Genomic DNA, 22,660 nt, shown 5'->3' on the forward strand with positions numbered 1-22,660 from the left:
ATGCTCTTTCTGTTTTTTATACCATTTTATAGCGCTTTTCCAGTAATTTACCTTATTTTTTTAAGCGACTATCTTCGTCATTGTTACCTGCCTTCTTATTGACAGATTTAATATTCATATTGCCAAAACGATAAGAGATGGACAATCGCACAACCCGACTATCATAGCCATTCCGTATACGATAGTATCCATCTTCCTGATAACTTGACAACCTGCGCTGACCTCTCGTATTCAATATGTCATTCACAGCCAGCTTGACATTCATTTTTTTGTCGAGAAATGTTTTTCCTGCGCCGAGATCAATCCCATAGTAAGATTGGAAACTTAGCACACCATAAACCGCCGGAGAGAAATAGTTAGCCGCTAGCTCCACATTCGTTGTTTCTCCAATTCGGATATCATGAGTGGAACTCACTTGGAAGGACAGCTTTTCCAATTGGCGCTGTGCCCCTGAACGCTCATCAAAACTAAATTTATTGTAAAAAGCAGTAGCATTGTTCGAAATACTCCACCATTTAAACGGCTTGACCGGTATATTGACGTTCATGTTATAATAATCAAAATAAGTCAGGTTTCTATCTGTCTGTGCTATAGCTTTCGTTTCTGGATTACTTTCTATGACTTGGGTAATCGCATCGTTAGTTCTCTTATAGCCCAAACTCAATAAGTAATGCTCTTTGAACGTATAATTTAATTCATAGGAATTGGTATATTGTGGGTTTAAATAGGGATTACCATATTGATAAGTATATTGATCTAGATAGTATATAAAAGGATTCAATGATCCATAATCCGGACGATCTATGCGTCTGCTATAACTCAAACCAAGCTTGTGGTCATCACTAATCTGTTGCTGTATAAATACCGTCGGAAAAAAATCAGTATAATTACGTTTAGTTTGCTGCCCCAAGGTGACCGAATTTCCTAATGAACCGGTATTTTCAACACGAAGTCCGGTTTGCACAGAAAGCTTGCCAAAAGACTTATTTAAACTAAAATAGGCTGCAGCAATATTTTCGTTATACAAAAACTGGTTACTTTGTCCATTATTCCGCACAAACTCCCCATTCTGATTTTGATCCTCGTAAACCAGATTATTGTCCGTTTTTACACGACTATATTTTAAACCCGCCTCAAGCTTAGTGGTTTTATCAAAAGGATGTACAAAATCGGTTTTAAAAACCAGAATTTTTGTCTTAGACAGCATATCATTCCGGAAAATATTTGGTAATTTAAATTCTTGCCAGTTGGCATCCAAAAAGCGGTTACTAACGGTACTATTATCATTATTTTTAGAATCTGAAAAATCGCCGTTGAATGTCAGCTCTGTTCCTAAGGTATCAAATGTCTTTTTATAATTGAGATTATAGGTTAGATAATGATACTTAAAATCTGACAAATTACTTCCAAGCACAATCGAATCAAGCTTTCCTTTTTGGGACGTGATCAGATTACTCCCCTCCCTTGTTGAATGACCATTGCTCACGTTACCATTGACTACAAAACCAATTACATCCTGTTTACCCAAGTTAAAATCTGCCGCAAATTTAAAATTATGGCCTCGATATAGGAACTTCGAATAAGAATCCGAATTGAAAAAGGTCGTCCCTGCTTTGGTTTCTACAGCTCTATCGATATCCAAATCATTAAAACCTAATGTATTTGCATAATTGTAGGAGGCAAATAAATTCGCCCAGTTGTTGCGATTGTTTATCTGAAAACCGCCATCAGCCTTTGTATATTTCCCCTGTCCTAAATTTAAATTTAAACTCACATTACTACCGAATTGTGTATTTTTCTTCGTCTTAATATTGATAATTCCGGCATTCCCAGCCGCATCATATTTAGCCGGCGGGTTTGTCAGTACTTCGATCGAAGCAATGGCATTGGATGAGGTATTTTCTAATAATCTTGATACTTCATCAGCCGAAAGATAGGTCGGTTTGCCATCGATCATTATAATCACATTGCTTTTTCCCCGTAAATTGATCTTTTTATTATCTAAAGTGACACCAGGAACCTTTTGCAAAAGTTCTAATGCGTTATTTCCTGTTGCCAAAATACTATTCTCGACGTTAAGGACAACTTTATCCAGCTGACTTTCGATCAATGGCTTCCTTCCAATAACTTGTGCTTCACTCAATACTTTACTTTCCATTTGTAAACGTATGGTATCTAGTATCTTGAAATCGCCAGTATTCAGCGTCATTTCACTGGAACGATACACGGCGTAACCGATCGAAGATACTTGCAGCATATACTTTCCCTCAGGTATCGCCAATAACTCGATCTCACCATTTTCCTTGGATAACGTTCCTTTTAACAAGACATCGGCAGGCTTACGAAACAATGAAATACTGGCAGCTCCAACGGGTTGGCTATCTTGTCCAACAACTACGGCACGTAATTTTCCGCCGGCTGATTGGGCATAAACAGTCCCCAAAAAAGAGAATAGAGACAACATAACAAATAATAGCAACAATTTAATTTTTTGTGGTTTCATAATGTATTTTCTTTACGCTATCAATTGGATAGTCAACTTTCATAATAATGACAACAAACCTCGTATATTCATTACACCTTGACCAGCAGTAATAGATAGATAGCCCTAATCGCTCGGTAGACCACCCAATAAAATCGGTAAACCACATTCCGCTTAGCGTATTCAAGTCATAAGCATTTTTATAAATATTAATCCGCTCAAAATGGATTATATGAAAAACACATTGAATCAAAATAAAAGTTCAAAAACAAAACAACAATCAAAACAAATAAAAGGTATATAAAGAATATTAAGGATAATATTTGTATTTTTGCACTGAAAATTAGTAAACTGATTGATGAGCTCGCTATCGTTGAAGAAAAGATTCCACCGTATTTATACCAAGATAATCCGTTTTATGGGTGGCGAACATAGTGGCGACGCCCTGCGTAATGTTTCCATCAGCATTTTGCCGAGCTTAGCCATCTATCTTTTAGGGGCGCATGCAGGTACGGCTATCGGTATTGGTGTCGGATCGTTATTAACGACACTCACAGATCCTCCCGGTAACCGAAAAGATAAGCTTTCGTCGGCTCTCGTTTGTATCCCTACCTTTTTTATTGCATCACTTTTTACGGCTCTTGTTTTTCCGTATCATTGGCCCCTGGTCATCTTACTTGGTGCAGCTGGCTTTGTCTGTACGTTGTATGGTATTTTTGGACCTCGCTATGCCGCTATAGGAAACATGACATTGATATTGATGAGTTTTGTGATCGGCATGGCTCCGCAGCATCCATTTGCTGTTAGCTTACAGATTACAGCAGGTTCTATCATCTACTACTTTTTTAGCCTTTTACAAGCGCATATACAGCCCTATCGTTCTTTAAAACATGCAATGGCTAATGGATTTCATGGATTATCTCAATTCCTCCTGATACGGTCTCAATCTTACGATCCCGATATTCCTTTGGATATTACCTACAGCCGCGTGGGAAAAATTCATGGACAAATCAGTGAGCAGCAGGAACAAATCAGATCACTTCTTTTTAGAGAAAAGAAGATCATCAGCCAACAATGGCACAAAAGCAACTATTGGCTCAGTCAAGTCTATGGGCTAATTGACCTGCATGAGTTAATTATTGCGCTTGATCACGATTATGATGCGATCCGCAAGAATCTAGCAGACTCGGGTAGTCTTCCTTTAATTCGTCACAGCATAAAATTATTAGCGTTAGAAATTGACAGCTTTTCGCAACCTACTAAGCGGTTTCGTTATCCACATCAATTATATCATAACAACATTAAAATCAGTGCAATCTTACTAGACTTAAAAAGGATTCAAGAGCAACAGACTGGTGCCGCAAAAAGTATATTGTCCTCGATCATCATCAATATTGAAGCGATTATTGAAGTCCTCCACCGGATTCAGATCGCTTTTTACCAAAATCAAGAAATACAGGATAAGATTGACACCAATGAATATCAACAATTTATCAATCGTCCATTACGGAATCTAACGGATATTAAGAATAGACTGCATCTCAATAATCCTCTTTTTCGATTCGCATTACGCATGGCTCTTCTGTTTGGAAGCGGAGCCTTGATCGGTGTTCTGTTTTTAGATTTTAAATATACCTACTGGATCCTGCTCACTATCGCGATTGTCGCCAGACCAGCCTTTTCAATGACGAAAACACGGAATATTGAGCGTATTGTTGGTACATTCTCAGGGATAATTGTCGGTATATTGTGCTTAATTTCCATTCATTCTCTTCCAGCTCTACTTCTAATAGCGGCTATTGGCCTTTTCGGTTTCTTTTTGTTCAACAGATCAAATTATATGGTCAGTGTTATTTTTATTACCTGGGGCATCGTGATCGCACTGAACTTATTTGAAGGCAATATCAATCTTATTTTGGGCAGTAGAATACTTTTCACCCTTATTGGTGCACTCTTAGCTATCGTTGGTTATTTTTTGATTCCAGTACGCCAAAGTACGGGGGTGGTTCAGTTGGCAAAAGAGGTATCACTTTACAATCATCACTATTTCCAGATCATTCATAACCGGCTTTTAGACGAGCGACAAAGCTCTTTCGATATACGACTGGCTCGAAAAAAAGCGCAAACTGCCATGGCCCTGTTTTCAGACGCTATCAATCAGATGAAAAAGGAACCCGAACAAAAGTGGATAGATTGGCCTCATATACACTATTTTCAGGCGCTCTCCTATCGGATTAATTCGCATCTGGTAGGGCTTTCGATATCGCTTAGTAAAAAGACAAATCATGATACCGTCCATGAAATTCACAGTAGAATTGATGCACTTAAGCCTCTTTTAACAGACTTAAATCAGATAGCAGAAAGCATCCATTTGAAAAAATAGTAAGATCCGACAAACCTACCTATACCAAATTTAGACGAGTTATATGCTGTGTTAATCAACATAGTGTTCAAAATTCTTTTAACTAAAAAATAGCATTTCTTTTGCTTTAATAAAAAAAGAGTTTATATTTGTGTCGTCTTCAAAAGAAGATTTCTAATCAACACCTCCCTTAATCAGCAGGTCTTGATTTATAAAGAAGTGGCGAGAGACTGGCTCAATGACCCACTGGCAACCTTCAATTTGTTTGAAAAGGTGCCAATTCCTGTCCAAAACAATATCGTTTTGGAGCATATAAATGACATAAGACAATGATTATTACATTACTGAAATCCATTAAAAATTCAGGTTCAACACAAGTGAACCGCACGATAAGCGAAAGTGTAACCCATCGTACAACTGTACCGATGCGAATGCGTATGCATATGCACTTCCATGCTTGTTAAAAATCATTTCCGTTTTCTTGGATAAAGATTTAACAGACCCTTCGAGGTGGTGTGTATGCTTCTCTTTTTATTTAGCAAATTCTTTTTGAACCCTTAAAATCTGATATATTATGTCTTCAAACAAAAATTTAAAATTCGAAACGCTTCAGGTTCACGCTGGCCAAGTTGCTGACCCTACTACGGGATCTAGAGCAGTTCCTATATATCAAACAACATCTTTTGTATTTGAAAATGCTGAACACGGTGCCAATTTATTTGCATTAAAGCAGTTCGGCAATATTTATACACGGATTATGAATCCTACTACGGATGTTTTCGAACAACGTATTGCAGCACTGGAAGGTGGAGTTGCAGCTGTTGCTGTTGCATCTGGACAGGCAGCACAGTTTATAGCATTAAATAATATCTTGGAAAGTGGTGACAATTTTGTTGTAGGATCCAACTTATACGGTGGCACATTCAACCAATTTAAAGTTTCCTTTAAACGTCTGGGCATCGAAGCTCGTTTTGCGACTGACGCCGATGCAGATAAAATTGAAGCGCTCATTGATGATAAAACAAAGGCAATCTATGTAGAAACAATTGGAAACCCGAGCTTCAATATTCCAGACTTTGAGAAAATTGCAGCAGTAGCCAAAAAATACGATTTACCATTAATCGTCGACAATACGTTTGGCGCGGGAGGTTATCTTTTTAAACCGCTAGAATACGGTGCTAATGTCGTTGTTGAATCGGCAACTAAATGGATTGGTGGTCATGGTACAAGCATTGGCGGTGTGATCGTTGATGGAGGTAACTATAACTGGGGTAATGGAAAATATCCACAATTTTCTGAGCCATCTGAAGGCTATCATGGACTAGTTTTCTCCGAAATTTTCGGTGAAAATGGACCGTTTGGAAATATTCAATTTGCCATTCGGGCACGTGTGGAAGGGCTTCGGGATTTCGGACCAGCGCTCTCCCCTTTCAATTCATTCTTATTATTACAAGGACTTGAAACCCTGTCTTTGCGGGTGCAACGCCATGTAGACAACACTTTAGAGGTAGCTAAATGGCTTGAGGCGCATCCACAGGTAGAAAAAGTAAACTATCCAGGCTTAAAAAGCTCTCCGAGCTTCGCTAATGCACAAAAATACCTTAAAAATGGCTATGGTGCAGTGCTTTCATTCCAGTTAAAAGGCGACGCGGCGCAAAAAGCAAACGATTTTATTGACAGCCTAGAACTAATCAGTCACTTAGCCAATGTTGGTGACACCAAGTCATTGATTATCCATCCAGCAGCGACTACTCACCAACAATTGAGTGATGAAGATCAAGCCAATGCTGGCGTGTTCAAAGGTTTATTACGCCTTTCTGTAGGAATAGAACATATTGATGATATCAAAGCTGATTTACAACAAGCTTTTGATAAAATTAAATAATCAGATTTTTTCGGCTTAAACTTAAACGTAAAATGAGTAAGCATATTTATCTGCACCCGGAGCCTTTTGTATTTGAAAATGGAAGAGAGCTTACTGATTTACAGATCAGTTATGAAACATTTGGCAAACCCAACGCAGATCGCAGTAATGTGATCTGGGTTTGCCATGCACTAACGGCCAATGCGGATGTAATGGATTGGTGGTCCGGTCTTTTTGGAACAGGTGAATTATTTGATTCAAACGATTATTATATTATCTGCGCCAATGTCATAGGATCAGCGTATAATAGCAGTAATCCGCTATCTGTTAACCCAGCTACTGGACAGCCTTACTACCTATCTTTTCCTGAATTTACAGTAAGGGATTTGGTCAACGCACATCAATTTCTTGCAGACCACCTGGATATCAAACAAATAGAGATCCTTATTGGGGGCTCATTGGGAGGTCAACAAGCATTGGAATGGGCCGTATCGCACAGTATAGCCATCAACCATCTCATCGTCGTTGGAACAAATGCCGTCCATTCACCATGGGGTATTGCATTCAATGAAAGTCAACGTCTTGCCATTACAACTGATCGAACCTTTTACGCCAATCACCCCGATGGAGGAGCTAAGGGATTAAAGGTTGCCCGCTCTCTGGCATTGTTATCCTACCGTAACTATACCACATATACCAACACGCAAAAGGAAGAGGATAACGAAAAGCTGGATCATTATAAAGCAGCATCCTATCAAAATTATCAGGGTGACAAATTGGTGAAACGCTATAATGCCTACAGCTACTATTACCTGACCAAGGCAATGGATAGCCATAATCTAGGTCGGGGAAGGCTTTCTATCGAATCTGCTTTAGCAAGTATCAATTGTCCGACTTTGGTGCTAAGCATCAATACAGATTTGTTGTTTCCCCCACAAGAGCAACAGTTCATCGCTCAACATGTCCCTAATGCCCATTATCAGGAGATCGAATCTACATATGGCCACGATGGTTTTTTGATCGAAACAAAAAAACTGACGGCAACCATTAGCAGCTTTCTAAGAGAACAAAAAGAGTACATCAACGAATTAGTGTAAGAGAATAAACAATATATAAGAGAATTTAAGAAGAGATATGAGTAATAAATTAACAATAGGGATGTTTGGATTTGGAGTTGTAGGCCAAGGTCTTTACGACATTATCAAAACCAAAAATCTTAATCTGGAAATCAAGAAATTTGTTATTAAAAATGGGGATAAAAAACGCTCACTGCCAGCAGATCTATTTTCCACAGACCCAGAGGCAATTTTAGGAGATCCAGAAATTAACACTGTTGTCGAACTAATAGATGACGCCGAAGCAGCATACCAACTAACTGTTCGTGCCTTGAAATCGGGAAAAAATGTGGTATCTGCCAATAAAAAAATGATTGCCAGCCATTTGGAAGAGCTGGTTGATCTCCAACATGAGTATGGCACAAGCCTATTGTATGAAGGTGCCGTTTGTGGAAGTATCCCCATTATACGGAATTTAGAAGAATACTATGATAATGAATTACTTCATTCTGTCAGCGGTATTTTTAATGGATCTTCAAACTATATCCTATCTAAAGTTTTCAATGAAAATCAGCAATATACAGATGCTTTAAAAAAAGCGCAAGAACTCGGTTTTGCAGAAACTGACCCGACCTTGGACGTGGGCGGATTTGATCCTAAATTTAAAGTGTGTATAGTTGCTTCACATGCCTATGGTATCTATGTTAAACCAGACGATGTCTTTAATATTGGTATTGACAAATTGGGGCAGCAAGACATTCGTTTTGCTAAAGAAAAGAACCTCAAAATTAAATTGATACCAACAGCAAAAGAGATCGACGGCAATAAAGTTGTACTTTACGTATTACCACGCCTAGTAGGCAAAGACAGCATGCTTTATAATGTAGAAAATGAGAACAATGGCGTATTGGTGAAAGCAGCCTTTGCAGACGAACAATTTTTCTATGGTAAAGGAGCCGGTGGCCACCCAACAGGTTCTGCTGTACTATCGGATATCGCTGCCCTGCGCTATGGATACCGTTATGAATATAAAAAACATTTAGAATCCAGCACATTAAATTATAGCCAAGATTATTTGATTAAGGTCTATTTGAGATATACAGATGATACGCTGATTGAAAAGTTAAATTTCAGTGAAATCACAGAACGATATTACGCACCAGATTTCAAATATGTCATAGGACATATTAATCTTCAACAAATTGCCGCTCATAAAGCGGATTTGGATCAAAAGGGCAATTTCATTGCTGAAATCGCGTAGGCAATCAACAAACCAACCTACCTTGAAAATAGCCCCGAATGGGGCTATTTTTTATTGCTTAAATTTAGTTGCCTTTCAACTTGAGATCTAAAATCCCACCTTCTACCAGGCGTTCAAAAGGAAGCTGCCAACCTCTCCACAGGCGCTTATTCAACCGAACCTGATCAACAATATAACTATTTGGCTGCTCCTTCTTTACCTGAATGATAAATTTATTTTTTCTTAATTTCTCCGGTAATTGTATCGTTATCCGATCGAAAAGTGGCGAGCCAATCTGAAGCGCGGGCTTCTCGGTGGTGAGACTTCGTACATCGAATAGGCCGATACTCGACAAGACATACCATGCTCCAAGCTGTCCTTGGTCTTCGTCTTGCCCGTAGCCATAGCCATGTATTGCATCATTACCATAAAACTCATTGCAAATTGCCCGTACCCATTTCTGACTTAAATCAGGTCTACAAGAAAAATAGAACAGCCAAGAGATATGCAGGTTCGGTTGATTACCATGATTATAAAGACTTTCAATCCCTGCGAAAGCGTCAATTTGTGTACCACCGCCAAACACATTCTTCTGCGACACCGTAAAAATACTATCCAACCGCTGATTGAACAGGTCCTTTCCAACCAGTTTAACCAATTCCTGTGGGACATGCGGAACATAGAAGGTATACTGCCAAGCATTTCCTTCTTGAAATCCACGCCATGGTTCATAAGGGTTAAAGTTTGAAATGAATCGTCCAGTACTATCCTTTGGTCGCATAAACTTCGTCGTGGTATCGTACAGATTGCGCCATCCATCGGATAATTCCTGAAATTTAATGTAGTCTTTTTGATGCCCCAATGATTTTGCAAATTGTGCGGCTGCACCGGCAGAAAAAGCATATTCCAAGGTATGTGAAGCACCAAAAGGAGATCCGTTCGTCATTAATTCGGGACTACCATGATCATCTTTTATATACGGAGAATAGCCCTTGCGAACGAAAACTCCCACATCTAACTTTCCCGCTCCAGGCAGGCGGTCCTTCGCTTCCAGTTCATTTTTGCGCACCGCATCATAAGCTAGGTTCACATCATAGCCACGAATACCCACATTATAGGCCGCTGCAATTGCCAAACCTGTAAAATTAGTTCCTACACCCGAAACGTATTTACTGTTGGCAATACCGTCTCCTAACCAACCTGCATCGCGATAGACCAACAATTGACTCTGAATCCAGTCGTTGTAATAGTCCGGATAAGCTATGGACCACAACTGAGTCAAGTTCCAAAATGCCCCCCAGATGGCATCGGTATTATAATGATGATGAATAGGTTGCCCTTGTTTATTGACGGCAATCTGCCCTACCGAGCCATCATTTTTGGGATATGCACCATTTACATCGCTTGCAAGCCCCCGGCCAAGTAAAGCATGATACAATCCAGTATAAAATTTTATGCGGTCGTCCGCTTTGCCCCCCTCTACCAAAATTCTTCCCAGCTCGCTATTCCAGGTTTGCAAGGCATTTTTCTTTGCCGTATCAAACGACATATCCTTTGCTTCTTTAATCAAATTCAGTTGCGCATTTTCCACAGAAGTATAAGACAAACCGGTCTTGACTTCGATAGATTCTCCTACCTGGGTATCAAATTTCAGGAACAAGCCAGCTCCCTTTCCTTTTATACGGCTATGTTGATCGAAAGTCGTAGAATCTCTAAATGTTCCAAAAGATTTAGGCTGTTTGTTTATCTCCGCGAAGAAAAACATTTTGACCGTAGCCCCCTGCTGATATTTTTGTACGTATACAGGATTGGTAACCACATATCCCCAGACGTGCTGTTTGTCATAGTTTACTTCAGCATCAACGACTGGGCCACTTTCTCCTATCATATGGCCAATATCGAAAATAAGGTTGGCTTCTTCCGTTTTTGGAAAGGTATACCGATGAAAACCCACGCGTTTGGTTGCAGTGAGCTCCGCAAGTATATTATAATCTTTTAACTTGACGCGGTAATAACCAGAAGTAGCAAACTCATCTTTCTTATCGAAAGCAGAACGATAGCCGCTTTGTGGACGATCAAGTTGACCAGGAGTTGTCTTCAATTTGCCCACGGACGGTGCAAATACCACTCCGCCTACTTGGAATTCGTGAAAATTAGCGAATCCTTCTATTGACCCATGCCTATCATCATACCCCACAGCTTCCCAGCCTGACTTGTTCCCATAGCTTCCATTTGTGCTCGGAGCGAGCTTAGCCATTCCAAAAGGTACTGCTGCTGGCGTATAAAAGAAATATCGGCTATGAACAGATCCAATATTAGGTTTTACAAAAACGGTCAAATCTGTTTTCTGCTGTGCAAAAACAGCCGCCGTACTAACAAATAAACTACAAAAATAATAAATGATACGCTTTACCATTGTTCTCAATTAGGTTCTACAGCAAACTTACAAAAAAATAGAGTATGTATAAACATAAGCTCCATTTTCTTACTCAATTTAAATACAAAAAAGGCCGAATCACAACACCTAAATTTGTAAAATTTTAAATACTAATCAAATAAAGCGTTATAAAAGCTTAAATACTGACATTTTTCCATAACTTTGATTGTACATACATAATAAAATATAACCAGTAAATAAATTCAAAAAAAATACACATCAGACGGCTGATCTTCGATCAAAACCGTGAAGTAGATGAAAATTAACCCTGAAATAGATACAAATTATTGACTGATACACTTGTCAAGCCTAATTAATTACAATAAAACCATAATGAAAAAAAACACCCCATTTTTTAGTCTAATACTTCTGTTACTCGGAACCCAACTATCAGCACAACAAACAAAACCTGACCGTATAGCTCAACTTAAGTTGGCAAAAAGCATTCTAACGGATCAAAACCTAAAATATGTGGACAGCCTTGCCCGAGAGGTCATCAAAGAAGGTTTCAATGCCGGAAGTGGCTACTCACAAATTTGGGCCAGGGATCTCAATACATTTATTGAAACAGCCTTGGAAGAGCGGTCCCAAGCGGACATTAGAGGAGCCATTTTAGTATTCTTTCAGATGCAACAGCCCAATGGTGAAATGGTAGACGGCTATGTCCTCAAGAAGGATTTTACCTGGCACGATGACAAACCTTATTATTCAGAAAATGCGCCCGGCCATGTTGGATTTAAAAATACAGTAGAAACAGACCAGGAAACGTCACTCATCCAACTGCTTGGTAAATATATCCGGAAAACAAAGGATTACAGTATCCTGGAGGAGTCTATCGGTGGAATTTCTGTCAAAGATCGTATCCAACTTATGTTGGATTATTTGAAAAAAGAACGGTTCAACCAAAATTATCAATTGCTTTGGGGTGCGATGACAGCAGATTGGGGAGACGTACAACCCAACGATAGTTTTGGTTGTGACTGGAATGAGCTCTCCAATGAGGCGATCGATATTTATGATAATGCGATGTTTATTATTGCATTGCAGACATTGATTGATATTCAGCCCAACTCTCCGAAGGTGACAGAATGGAAGGGATTAAAAAAGAGTCTCGAAACAAACAGTAGACGTCATTTATGGGATAAGAAAAAACAAAAATTCATCCCTCATATCTACCCTAAGACATCTCCTATCCCAAAAGGATTTGATGAAAATACGATTCATTATCATGGAGGCACCGCCATCGCTATAGAAGCCGGGTTACTTTCCGCTTCAGAAATAAAAACAGTCAATACGCAAATGCTGGAAAACGTGCGGTTATCTGGCATGCCAAGTATTGGATTGACCTTATACCCGACCTATCCGGTTGGATTTTTCATCGGCGGAATGGCTCAACCTTACCAATACCAAAATGGTGGTGATTGGACCTGGTTTGGCGGGCGGATGATCCAACAACTCGTTTTAAACGGCTTTTATCAAGAAGCCTATGCAGAACTTCAACCGATGATCGATCGGGTTGTGAAAAACAAAGGATTTTACGAATGGTATGGTCAAAATAACGTCCCTAGTGGATCAGGGAAATTCAAAGGTTCAGCAGGAGTGCTGAGTAAAGCAATAGCTCTCCTTGAAAGCTGGGCTGAAACTACCGTAGAAAAGAATCATTAAAAGAATAAATAAATTAGCTGTTCACTCATCCAATTGATCAATTTAAAAAGGATGAGTGAATTACTTAATAATCTCTTCTGCTTTCAACGGTATAGGTAAAACTTTCCGCGCGGTAGAACCCTAAATTATATTCAATTGGCTTTCCAGATTGGTCAAATACAAAGCGCTTGCGGGACAGAATAGGATCACCGATATTAATCTCCAATTTATCAGCTATAAATTTATTTGCAGCCATTGCATCCAGCTCTTCCTGAGAAAGATCTGCAACGACGTGATAATCTGCTTCTAAGATCTCATATAAAGGTCTCTTAAAATCTTCATCTCCGTTTAAACCTATACGCGGATGGAAGTAAGAGATAAAATAAACAAATGGATCATCTTTCTTTCCTCTCAAACGTTCTAGTTTTAATAGCTTCTGATCCTCATCTACATTAAAAAACTTCGAAACAGCTTTGTCCGGAACAACCCAGCTGACGTGAAGCTCAAAATTCTTCACCTCAATCCCACGGTTTTTCATCTCTTGTGAGAAACTTAACCAGTTCTTGGATTTTGAACTGAATTTAGAACTAGCCACCTTCGTTCCTATCCCCTTCTTTCTAATTAGCAGCTCCTCATATACCAGTTTATTGATCGCTAAACGCAAAGTAGAACGGGAAATTGCCAATCTTTTTGCTAATTCAATTTCATTGGGTAATAATTTCCCCTCTATATATTCAGGCTGCTTAATTAAATCGCGTAACAAATTCTCTGCTTGTATATGCAGCGGAACAGGACTTTTATGATCTATTTTTAAATTCATCATTTGGATTGCTTGTGCTAAAATAAGATTTTTTGCATAATTAAAAAAATAGATATATGTTTGTATGTATATACATATTAATATAAACCGTAGATGTCAAAGAGATTTATCATCATTTTATGTATCGTTTCACTTGGAGGACTCCTTTTCGGTTTCGATATGGCTGTAATTGCAGGTGCTTTGCCATTGGTGAAGCAATTTTTCGGACTATCTCCTGCTCAAGAGGGCGTTTTTGTCAGTTCAGCCTTGCTAGGCTGTATTGTTGGTGTATTTTTCACAGGACCATTAACAGATAAATATGGCCGAAAACCCGCCTTTATTACTGCGGCCCTGCTTTTTTTATTCTCAGCAATTGGCTGCGGATTCAGTTCTTCTTATAGCATATTAATTGCAAGTAGAAGCATTGGAGGCTTGGGTGTTGGAATAGCCTCAATCGTTGTGCCCTTATATCTCGCGGAAATATCGCCAAGCAAATTTAGAGGAAGGTCAGTCACCTGTTACCAGCTCGCTATTACATTCGGTATCCTATTTGCCTATATCAGCAATTATTTGATTCTCGAATATAGTTCCGCACAGCAAAATGAACTGTGGCGAAATATGTTTTTAGTTGGCGCAATACCGGCTTTATTGTTATGCATTGGAGTTTACTTTATTCCTGAAAGTCTGCGTTGGCTTTCTAAAAATGGACGAAACACTGAAGTTGCAGCAATCAGTGCCACATTAGGACTATCGGATATACAAGAGGTCAGCCATGTTTCCTCGAAAGGAAATTTACGTGATCTGTTCTCTCCTATTTATCGCAAAGCCTTTCTATTGGGCTTATTCCTCCCTTTATTTTCACAGCTCAGTGGAATCAACGCAATTGTTTATTATGGTCCGAGCATATTGCTTGAATCAGGTATTTCATTAAACAATTCCTATCATGCCCAGTTATTCTTTGGAGCCGCCAATGTGCTATTTACTTTCTTTGCCATCTGGAAGGTTGATAATTGGGGTAGACGTCCCTTATATCTTTTGGGAACTGTAGGTGCTACCGTAAGTTTGCTGGTTACTGGCTATCTTTTTAATCAAGGTCAAGTCAATAATATCGCATTGATTATCGCGATACTTTCATTTTTATTTTTCTTTGCTTTTTCCATTGGCCCACTAAAATTTGTCGTCGCAGCCGAAATCTTCCCTAATGCCATCCGGGCTCGTGCCATGGGTATCAGTATTATGGTGATGTGGATTTCCGATGCGATCGTGGGGCAACTAACGCCTATTCTTCTCGCTTCCTGGGGAGCCCGCTATACGTTCTGGTTGTTTGCATTTTTCTGTGCCATCGCTTTCCTTGTTGTACTTGGATTTCTTCCAGAAACGAAGGGCAAACCTTTGGAGGAGATCGAAAAATTCTGGATTGAAAAACACAACAAAAAATCAACAAACAAGTAAGCAAAAAGCTATTTATTCCAACATCATTCATTTGCAATAAAAAATTACATCAATATGTATTCTAATACTCAAACAAAACCTTTTCAGTACGAAATCGCGCCGACGTTTCCAGTTCAAGGATCCTTATCAAATTCTTACCAAGATCTTGTTGCACATCTCATTACACATAATATACATAGCATTGATGGTTTTGTAGGTGTTAACTGGGACACAATCATCCCCAACCTGAAGCAAGAATTTGAAAAACAGGGCATAGCCGCACGATTTATTGCGATGGATTCTGCCTTAAAATCGGAATCAGCCATCCAGGATATTGTCTCCCCCTACCTAGGCGGCAATGATCCATTGTTCGGAAAAAAAACCGGGATTCAGCTCATTGAATACTTTGATAACCAAAAGCTTGCGAACCTTCAAACCATACGAACAAACGCCGAATCAACACAAGGCGAGTATACCATCTTTTATGGTCCTGGAGCATCATTAGTTGATACGTCTAGTCAACTGATGTTTATTGACCTGCCTAAAAACGTGCTTATTCAACGCATGCGTAAGGGAGAAGCTTTAAACTTAGGCTGTTCAACACAAACCAATCAAAAGGAAACCTATAAGCGTTATTATTTTGTCGACTGGGAAATATTGAACCGACATAAAAGATCCATCTTGTCCCGTGTCGAAATTCTTGCCGATCAACAATCGTCCCACAGCTTACCATGGATTACGGGGAAGGATCTACGCGATACATTGCAAACCATGTCCCAAAATTACTTCCGCGTACGACCAACCTTTGAACCCGGAGTATGGGGTGGACAGTGGATGAAAGAGCACCTTACAGGCATCGATCAGGATGTCAAAAACTATGCGTGGTCCTTCGAAATGATTGTCCCCGAAAATGGTATTTTGCTCGAAGCAGATGGACATACGCTCGAAATTTCATTCGATCAGTTGATGTTTCAAGAAAGTGCCAATGTACTCGGTCATGCACAGCAACGTTTCGATGTTGAATTTCCAATACGCTTCAATTTCCTGGACACCTTTGATGGCGACAACCTATCCATTCAATGTCACCCCAGTCCAGCTTATGCAAAAGCAGAATTTGGAGAAAACTTCACACAGGACGAATCATACTATATCGTTGATAGAAAAGAGGACGCAAAAGTGTATCTAGGCTTTCAGCAAACAATTGATGCAGACAAATTTCGCTCAGCTTTAGAAGAGAGCTTCCATAGCGGAATAGCTATGGATATCGAGCAATATGTTCAAAAATTCGAATCCAAGAAACACCAGTTATATTTGATTCCACATGGTACCGTACATTCTTCCGGAGAGAATAATCTCGTACTCGAAATCAGTGCAACACCTTATAATTATACCTTTAAAATGTACGACTGGGTGCGTCCCGATTTAGATGGGAAACCACGTCCATTAAATATTGATAGAGCATTCGCTAACCTCAATTTTAGCCGGAAAGGTGATGTCGTAAAAAACACACTGCTATCTCAGCCAAGTGAAAAAGTCCTTGATGCGCAAACAACAAGAATACATTTGCCAACACATGAAGATCATTTCTACGATGTTTTTAGATACGAATTCGATCAGGATGTTTCGATTGAAACGCAAGGACAGTGTCATATCATGATGCTTGTCGAGGGCGAGGCAATTGAGCTGACGACAGCTAATGGCATGAAAAGGGTCTTCCATTATGCCGAGACTTTTGCCGTTCCTGCTGCTGCTGGGTCCTATACATTGCGTAATTTAGGAAACGGTAAGGCAAAAGTTATCCAATCTTTTGTCAAAGAATCCAAATGTTAATCAAACCATTATTATAAACAAACAGCACAATGAGAACTATATTTTTTGCATTATCTTCATCGCTCCTATTACTGTCCTGCCAAAACGCGGGCAGTAAAGCATCTACGAACAATTTACAAGACAGCATCCAAAAAGATAGCAGCTTCCATATTGTCAAAGATATGGCTAAGAACATCATCAAAAGCGGATTCAATGCTGGGGATGGATACAGTGAGGTATGGATTAGAGACTACAATACATTTATCACCTTAGCAACAAAAGTACATCCCCATGAACAGATCAAAGATCAATTGGCTTTGTTCTTTAAACTACAAGGTTCTGATGGTAATATTGCCGATGGTTTTGTCAAAAAGTCCAGCTTAAAAAATGGCGTATCGGACTATTACACAATCACCAGCACCTTGGCTCCTGATTATGCTGCACACAAAAACACCGTTGAAACAGACCAGGAGTCCTCTTTAATCCAAGCGGTACATAAATACATCGTTGCAACTAAAGACAAAGCTTTTCTCAATGAAAAAATTGGTGATGCAACTGTAAAGGATCGCATGGAACATGCTTTGCAATTTTTATTGGACAAACGTTATAATGATACTTATGGTTTAATTTGGGGCGCAACTACGGTTGATTGGGGCGACGTTCAACCCGAGCATGACTGGGGTGTACATCTAGATGAAAATTCGCATATTGCTTTAGACATCTACGACAATGCGATGTTTTTGATCGCCCTTGACAACTACATGGATCTACTTCCTGAGAAAAAAGAAAAATGGGGAAAAATCAGAGCTTCCATAGCAAGTAATACCATGAAACACCTTTGGGATGAAAAGAACCAAAAGTTTATTCCCCATATTTATATCAAAGGCTCTCCATTTGCAGCTGATTTTGATGAAAATCAAATCTATTATCATGGTGGAACAGCAATCGCTATTGAGGCTAATTTACTCAGCAAAGAGCAAATAAAAGTTTCATTGGATAAAATGATTAAAAATGTAAAAGACGCTGGTGCAGCAACAATTGGACTTACCGTGTATCCAACTTATCCGGCAGGTTCATTTAAAAACAAAGGCATGTATCCGTATGGTTACCAAAATGGTGGAGACTGGACCTGGTTCGGTGGGCGTATGATTCAGCAGCTCGTTAAAAATGGTTTTCAACGGGAAGCTTACGAGCAAATACAGCCGATGCTTGCCCGTGTTATCAAAAATAAAGGTTTTTATGAATGGTACACAAAAGATAACAAACCAGAGGGTTCAGGAACTTTTAGAGGTGAAGCAGGTGTGCTTTACGATGCCATCGAATTATTAGAAGGTGCTGGCAAGAAATAAAAAACAGCTTATCGTAATGCAAAAAGAGCAGCAGTCCAAATTCCTGCTGCTCTTTTATTTGAAATCGTCACCTTAGCATTCCTATTTTATATTACTCTAAAGCCTTTTTACATTCTCCTTTGTATACTCGCTTCCTATCTGCTAAAATATCCTGTTTATTTTTCCTTAAATTACTTGTCCATGTCACCCAATCGTTAAATTGTACAAGAGCATTCCATTTGGATCGCGGATTTTCATCGTGTGGCCAACAGGTCCAATAACAGCTCAAAACCTGATTGTATCGGTTTCAATAAAAGGCAAACTATAATTACCGGTATCTGCCTTAATCTTAGCATTCAACTGCTTTATCGCAGCGACTTCCTGATTTACCGTCTTATAGAGATAGACGTTCTTTAAACTCGGAAGCTCGTTCAGTTTTGATAAACCTTTTGATGTAACTTTTGTGCCTGTCAGATTCAAATACGTTAATTTTGACAGGCCTTTCAGCTGGTTCAATCCAGCATCGGAAATTTTTGTATTTTCCAGATGCAGACGGGAAAGAATGGGCATCGCCGAAAATGTTGAAAAAGCAGGATCTGTAACAGCCGTATTTCCTAATTTCAGCTGTACAATATTATCCTTAATGGCTAACAATTCCTGTAGGTCCTTATCATTAAATTGAGGATAATTAATCGCATTAACCAACACGAAGTTATTATCTTTTGCAACTTGGATGATCTTAATACCCTTAGCCTGCCAAGCATCAACTTTATCTTTTGGCAAAGCTGGTGCTGCTGGTAGATCAGCATACAATACAGCAGACTCCTCTTTTTCCCCTGTTTCCAATTTTTTCAACAAATGAGCTATTTCCTCCGTTTGTGGTATTTCATGCACTTTTTTATCAAAATTGGCTCCTTGATCAATCCACCAGGCAATCAGTTTTATCTGATCAGCGGTTATCGGTGTACGACCTTTAGGGGGCATACGTTTCTTATGTCCCTCGGGCAACACCAACCGGGCATATAATTCACTCTTTTTCGAATCATTTGAATTTAGTACTGTGCCGTTCTCTCCTCCTTTTAACAAATTCTCTTTTGTATCCAATGCCAGTCCCCCTTCCTGCTTTCTTTGCCCATGGCAGCTTTGACAACGCTGTTTTAGAATAGGTTGAATAATTCCCTTATAGGCTTCTGCTTCTTGCGCATTTTGAACGATAAGAACCTCCTCTTTAGCTTCCTCCGTTTTAAACAGCTTTTTAAGTGCTACTGGCATAGCTTCCACAAAGTAACCCTTTCCATGTGTCAGTGTTCCACCGTAGTGTCCAGTCACCCCAATTAAGAGTACCAGGATGAAAAAAAGCCAAAAGCGAAATGCACCAGGAGATTCCCTACGATAAAGAAACCAAAGCAATAAACTACTGATAGCCACGGCAATTCCCAGCCACTTGTGATAGCTCAGGACATCCTCCTCATAACCTCCATTTCGTGAAAGCAGATAACCCGATAAAGCAGCTACTATAGCGGCGATAGTCCCTAGGAATAAGGAGAGCTTAATAGCAGGCAAATACATATCTCCACCTTTAAACTGAGTCCTAATTGCCATAACAAAAGCCAACAATAATATGCCTATCGGTAGATGGACCAAAAGCGGGTGAAATCGTCCCGAAAAGCCCAATAATTCATCAAAGAAAACTATCATTCTTTATATCTGTCTTTGAGTAAATGCAACATATAAACATTGATTGACCATTGATCGGCCACCGGTTGTTGTGTAAATGGCAATGTGGGTAAATAACCCGCTGGACCAAACTCGGTTGTTATGGTCAATAACTTCACGCCATTTTCCTTGTGCTTAGCAACAACTTTATCCCACCAGGTCAAATGTTGTGCAACGATACTCTTCCATTCAGGAGCCGCGGGGTCATTGACTTGTGGTCCTTCGGGATGCCCAATTCGTGCATGAATGTGCTCCGTTCTGGAAAGCGCTTTTGTTACAGCCTCGGTCTGATCAGAAAGCATAGATTCGTGCACATTGCACCAATGCGAGATATCCAATGCAAGTTGTAAGGTCGGAATCTTCTCTAAAAATTCTTTTGTAACATGAGCTGCAAAACTAAATCTTCCGCGATGAGTCTCATGATAAACGGGGATGTGGTACTTATTTTTAGCCGCATCGGCAAGCTCAATCAATGTTTTATTCTGCTCAAAAGAGTAATAATCTTTACCTGTATGGCAATTGATATAATCGGGTTTCAGCTGTGCTGCTTCATCCAAATTACGCTTAAAACTTTGTTTATATTCCTCATAAGTTCCGCCCGATCCGCCTGAAAGCAGTCCTAAATTCAATCCATATTTATGTAATGCATCGATCATCTCCTTGCGCTCATTTGGACTACCAGGTAACCAGGATTCAACACCATCGTAACCTGCATTTTTCACCCGGAGACAGAATGTATCCCAGGAATCGTTATTTCCCCAATTGGTGCAATAATATTTAATGTGTAACTGCTGGGCAGTCATGGATAGAAAACTGCTCATAAATAAAATTAATACTAGAAGTTGTTTCATATTTTAAATTATAGCTTGAATAAGTTCACCCTCTACATCTGTCAATCTGAATGGTCTTCCTTGAAAATCGTATGTAAATTTCTCATGATCAAAACCCAAAAGATGGAGCATGGTCGCATGGACATCGTGTACAGAACTACGCCCTTCTACCCCAGCGAACCCGATATCATCGGTTTGACCGTAACTTATGCCATTACGAACTCCCCCGCCTGCCATCCAGATGGTATAGGCGTCTGTATGATGATCGCGTCCCAGGAATGGCATATCGCTGTTGTCCCTATTTTCTTGCATCGGCGTGCGTCCAAATTCCCCTCCCCACACGACTAGTGTTTCTTCCAGCAAACCACGTTGTTTTAGATCCATAATCAATGCGGTCATTGGTCGATCTATCTCCCGGCATTTATTTTTAAAGCCAAGATCAATCGAATCTGCGGGATTAGTACCGTGACTGTCCCAACCCCAATCAAATAACTGAACGAATCGTACCCCTTGTTCTACGAGTTTCCGAGCCAAAAGGCAATTATTGGCAAACGATTCTTTACCCGGCTCAGTTCCATACAATTCGTGAATATAAGCAGGTTCATTATTGATGTCCATCACTTCAGGCACTGCAACCTGCATCTTATAAGCCATCTCATATTGTGCAATCCGCGACAAGGTTTCTGGGTCTTTAAAGGTATCGTATTCTGTTTTGTTGACGTTATTTATGGCATCAATCAAATCACGCTTCATATCCCTTCCCATTCCTTCAGGATCGGCAATATACAATACGGGGTCACCCTTTGAACGACATTGAACGCCTTGGTATACCGATGGTAAAAATCCACTTCCCCAGACACTTTTTCCTGCATCCGGCGTTTTACCTCCCGATGTTAACACAACAAATCCGGGCAAATTGCTATTTTCAGATCCCAGACCATAAGTTACCCATGAACCAATGCTTGGCCGGCCGAGACGGGCACTTCCCGTATGCATAAACAATTGCGCTGGACCGTGATTGAACTGATCGGTATGCACGGCCTTCAGAAAACTCACTTCATCAACAACTTTACTAAAGTGAGGCAAATGATCTGATACCCAAGCCCCACTTGCTCCATACTGTTTAAAAGTAGCCTGTGGCCCCAACATTTTTGGAATCCCACGAATAAAGGCAAATTTCTTTCCTGCGAGCAAGGATTCCGGGCAAGGTTGATTATGTAATTTCTGCAATGCGGGCTTGTAATCAAATAACTCCAATTGTGATGGAGCTCCCGCCATATGCAGGTAAATGACACTTTTAGCCTTACCTGGAAAATGAGGAGGCTTGGGTACCAGCGGATTGAGTGCATTCAGATCCAACTTTTCTGCTGATTTTGACTGCCCCCATCCATTACAACTCGTCAACAAACTACCCAAAGCAATACCTCCAATACCGGCCACACAATCCTTTAGAAAATGTCTTCTTGTGACAGCCTGCAATTCAAATTGTTGCGCTTCTTTTATTAGCTTATTTAGATCTTTCATCTGACTATCATTATGTATGAACGGGCTGTGTCGCTAAATTTTTAGTCTGCAGCTTTAGCTCATTTCGGTTTATATTCTTATTATTTCATAGGCCTTATCCTTCTTAACAAAAGACTTCGTTTTCATACTAAAGCCCTTA

At 39.7% G+C, this 22,660-nt stretch carries 14 protein-coding genes and 1 riboswitch; of the genes, 8 read left to right on the forward strand and 6 right to left on the reverse strand.

Annotated elements, in window-relative coordinates; genetic code table 11:
- Nucleotides 1-52: 52 nt before the first annotated feature.
- A complete protein-coding gene (locus B3C94_RS18250; protein WP_293906320.1) occupies nt 53-2,503 on the reverse strand; it encodes a TonB-dependent receptor in 2,451 nt (816 codons plus the stop codon).
- A gap of 352 nt (nt 2,504-2,855) precedes the next feature.
- Between B3C94_RS18250 and B3C94_RS18255 the strand changes: the two genes are divergently transcribed.
- The 4 genes from B3C94_RS18255 to B3C94_RS18270 all read left to right on the forward strand — a co-directional run bounded on the left by B3C94_RS18255 (nt 2,856) and on the right by B3C94_RS18270 (nt 9,024).
- Nucleotides 2,856-4,865 carry an FUSC family protein gene (locus B3C94_RS18255; RefSeq protein WP_293906323.1) on the forward strand — a complete coding sequence of 670 codons (2,010 nt, stop codon included), beginning with the start codon at nt 2,856-2,858 and terminating at the stop codon, nt 4,863-4,865.
- A gap of 185 nt (nt 4,866-5,050) precedes the next feature.
- Nucleotides 5,051-5,163, forward strand: a riboswitch (SAM riboswitch).
- A 255-nt stretch (nt 5,164-5,418) separates the two neighbouring features.
- Nucleotides 5,419-6,729, forward strand: coding sequence for an O-acetylhomoserine aminocarboxypropyltransferase/cysteine synthase family protein (locus B3C94_RS18260; protein WP_293906325.1), 1,311 nt, complete (start codon nt 5,419-5,421; stop codon nt 6,727-6,729).
- 32 nt (nt 6,730-6,761) lie between these two features.
- Nucleotides 6,762-7,805: a homoserine O-acetyltransferase family protein gene (locus B3C94_RS18265; RefSeq protein WP_293906327.1), complete on the forward strand. Its 1,044-nt coding sequence runs from the start codon at nt 6,762-6,764 to the stop codon at nt 7,803-7,805.
- A gap of 37 nt (nt 7,806-7,842) precedes the next feature.
- Entirely contained in the window at nt 7,843-9,024 is a 1,182-nt protein-coding gene (locus tag B3C94_RS18270; protein WP_293906329.1) for a homoserine dehydrogenase, read from the forward strand.
- A gap of 64 nt (nt 9,025-9,088) precedes the next feature.
- Here B3C94_RS18270 and B3C94_RS18275 read toward each other — a convergent pair whose 3' ends face one another.
- Nucleotides 9,089-11,419 carry a GH92 family glycosyl hydrolase gene (locus B3C94_RS18275; protein ID WP_293906331.1) on the reverse strand — a complete coding sequence of 777 codons (2,331 nt, stop codon included), beginning with the start codon at nt 11,417-11,419 and terminating at the stop codon, nt 9,089-9,091.
- A 354-nt stretch (nt 11,420-11,773) separates the two neighbouring features.
- On the opposite strand from B3C94_RS18275, the gene B3C94_RS18280 reads away from it, so the two are divergent.
- Complete coding sequence (locus B3C94_RS18280; protein WP_293906333.1) at nt 11,774-13,105, forward strand: hypothetical protein; 1,332 nt, start codon at nt 11,774-11,776, stop codon at nt 13,103-13,105.
- Nucleotides 13,106-13,169: 64 nt separating this feature from the next.
- On the opposite strand, the gene B3C94_RS18285 is transcribed toward B3C94_RS18280, so the two are convergent.
- The gene (locus tag B3C94_RS18285) at nt 13,170-13,907 is read right to left on the reverse strand and encodes a GntR family transcriptional regulator (RefSeq protein ID WP_293906336.1); all 738 of its coding nucleotides are present in this window, start codon (nt 13,905-13,907) and stop codon (nt 13,170-13,172) included.
- 90 nt (nt 13,908-13,997) lie between these two features.
- Here B3C94_RS18285 and B3C94_RS18290 point away from each other — a divergent pair, with 90 nt between their 5' ends.
- The 3 genes from B3C94_RS18290 to B3C94_RS18300 are packed head-to-tail and all read left to right on the forward strand — an operon-like array spanning nt 13,998 to nt 18,472.
- Nucleotides 13,998-15,335: a sugar porter family MFS transporter gene (locus B3C94_RS18290; RefSeq protein ID WP_293906338.1), complete on the forward strand. Its 1,338-nt coding sequence runs from the start codon at nt 13,998-14,000 to the stop codon at nt 15,333-15,335.
- A 54-nt stretch (nt 15,336-15,389) separates the two neighbouring features.
- On the forward strand, nt 15,390-17,144 hold the full coding sequence (locus tag B3C94_RS18295) for a class I mannose-6-phosphate isomerase (RefSeq protein WP_293906340.1): 1,755 nt from the start codon (nt 15,390-15,392) through the stop codon (nt 17,142-17,144).
- Between the two features lie 29 nt (nt 17,145-17,173).
- Nucleotides 17,174-18,472 carry an amylo-alpha-1,6-glucosidase gene (locus B3C94_RS18300; protein WP_293906343.1) on the forward strand — a complete coding sequence of 433 codons (1,299 nt, stop codon included), beginning with the start codon at nt 17,174-17,176 and terminating at the stop codon, nt 18,470-18,472.
- 264 nt (nt 18,473-18,736) lie between these two features.
- Here B3C94_RS18300 and B3C94_RS18305 read toward each other — a convergent pair whose 3' ends face one another.
- The 3 genes from B3C94_RS18305 to B3C94_RS18315 are packed head-to-tail and all read right to left on the reverse strand — an operon-like array spanning nt 18,737 to nt 22,521.
- A complete protein-coding gene (locus tag B3C94_RS18305) occupies nt 18,737-20,149 on the reverse strand; it encodes a c-type cytochrome domain-containing protein (RefSeq protein WP_293906345.1) in 1,413 nt (470 codons plus the stop codon).
- Complete coding sequence (locus B3C94_RS18310; RefSeq protein ID WP_293906348.1) at nt 20,146-21,018, reverse strand: sugar phosphate isomerase/epimerase family protein; 873 nt, start codon at nt 21,016-21,018, stop codon at nt 20,146-20,148. The genes B3C94_RS18305 and B3C94_RS18310 overlap by 4 nt, the downstream gene beginning before the upstream one ends.
- 3 nt (nt 21,019-21,021) lie before the next feature.
- On the reverse strand, nt 21,022-22,521 hold the full coding sequence (locus B3C94_RS18315) for a DUF1501 domain-containing protein (RefSeq protein WP_120332768.1): 1,500 nt from the start codon (nt 22,519-22,521) through the stop codon (nt 21,022-21,024).
- Nucleotides 22,522-22,660 lie beyond the last annotated feature (139 nt).

It is taken from the genome of Sphingobacterium sp. UBA5670 (assembly GCF_002420705.1).
GTDB lineage: Bacteria > Bacteroidota > Bacteroidia > Sphingobacteriales > Sphingobacteriaceae > Sphingobacterium.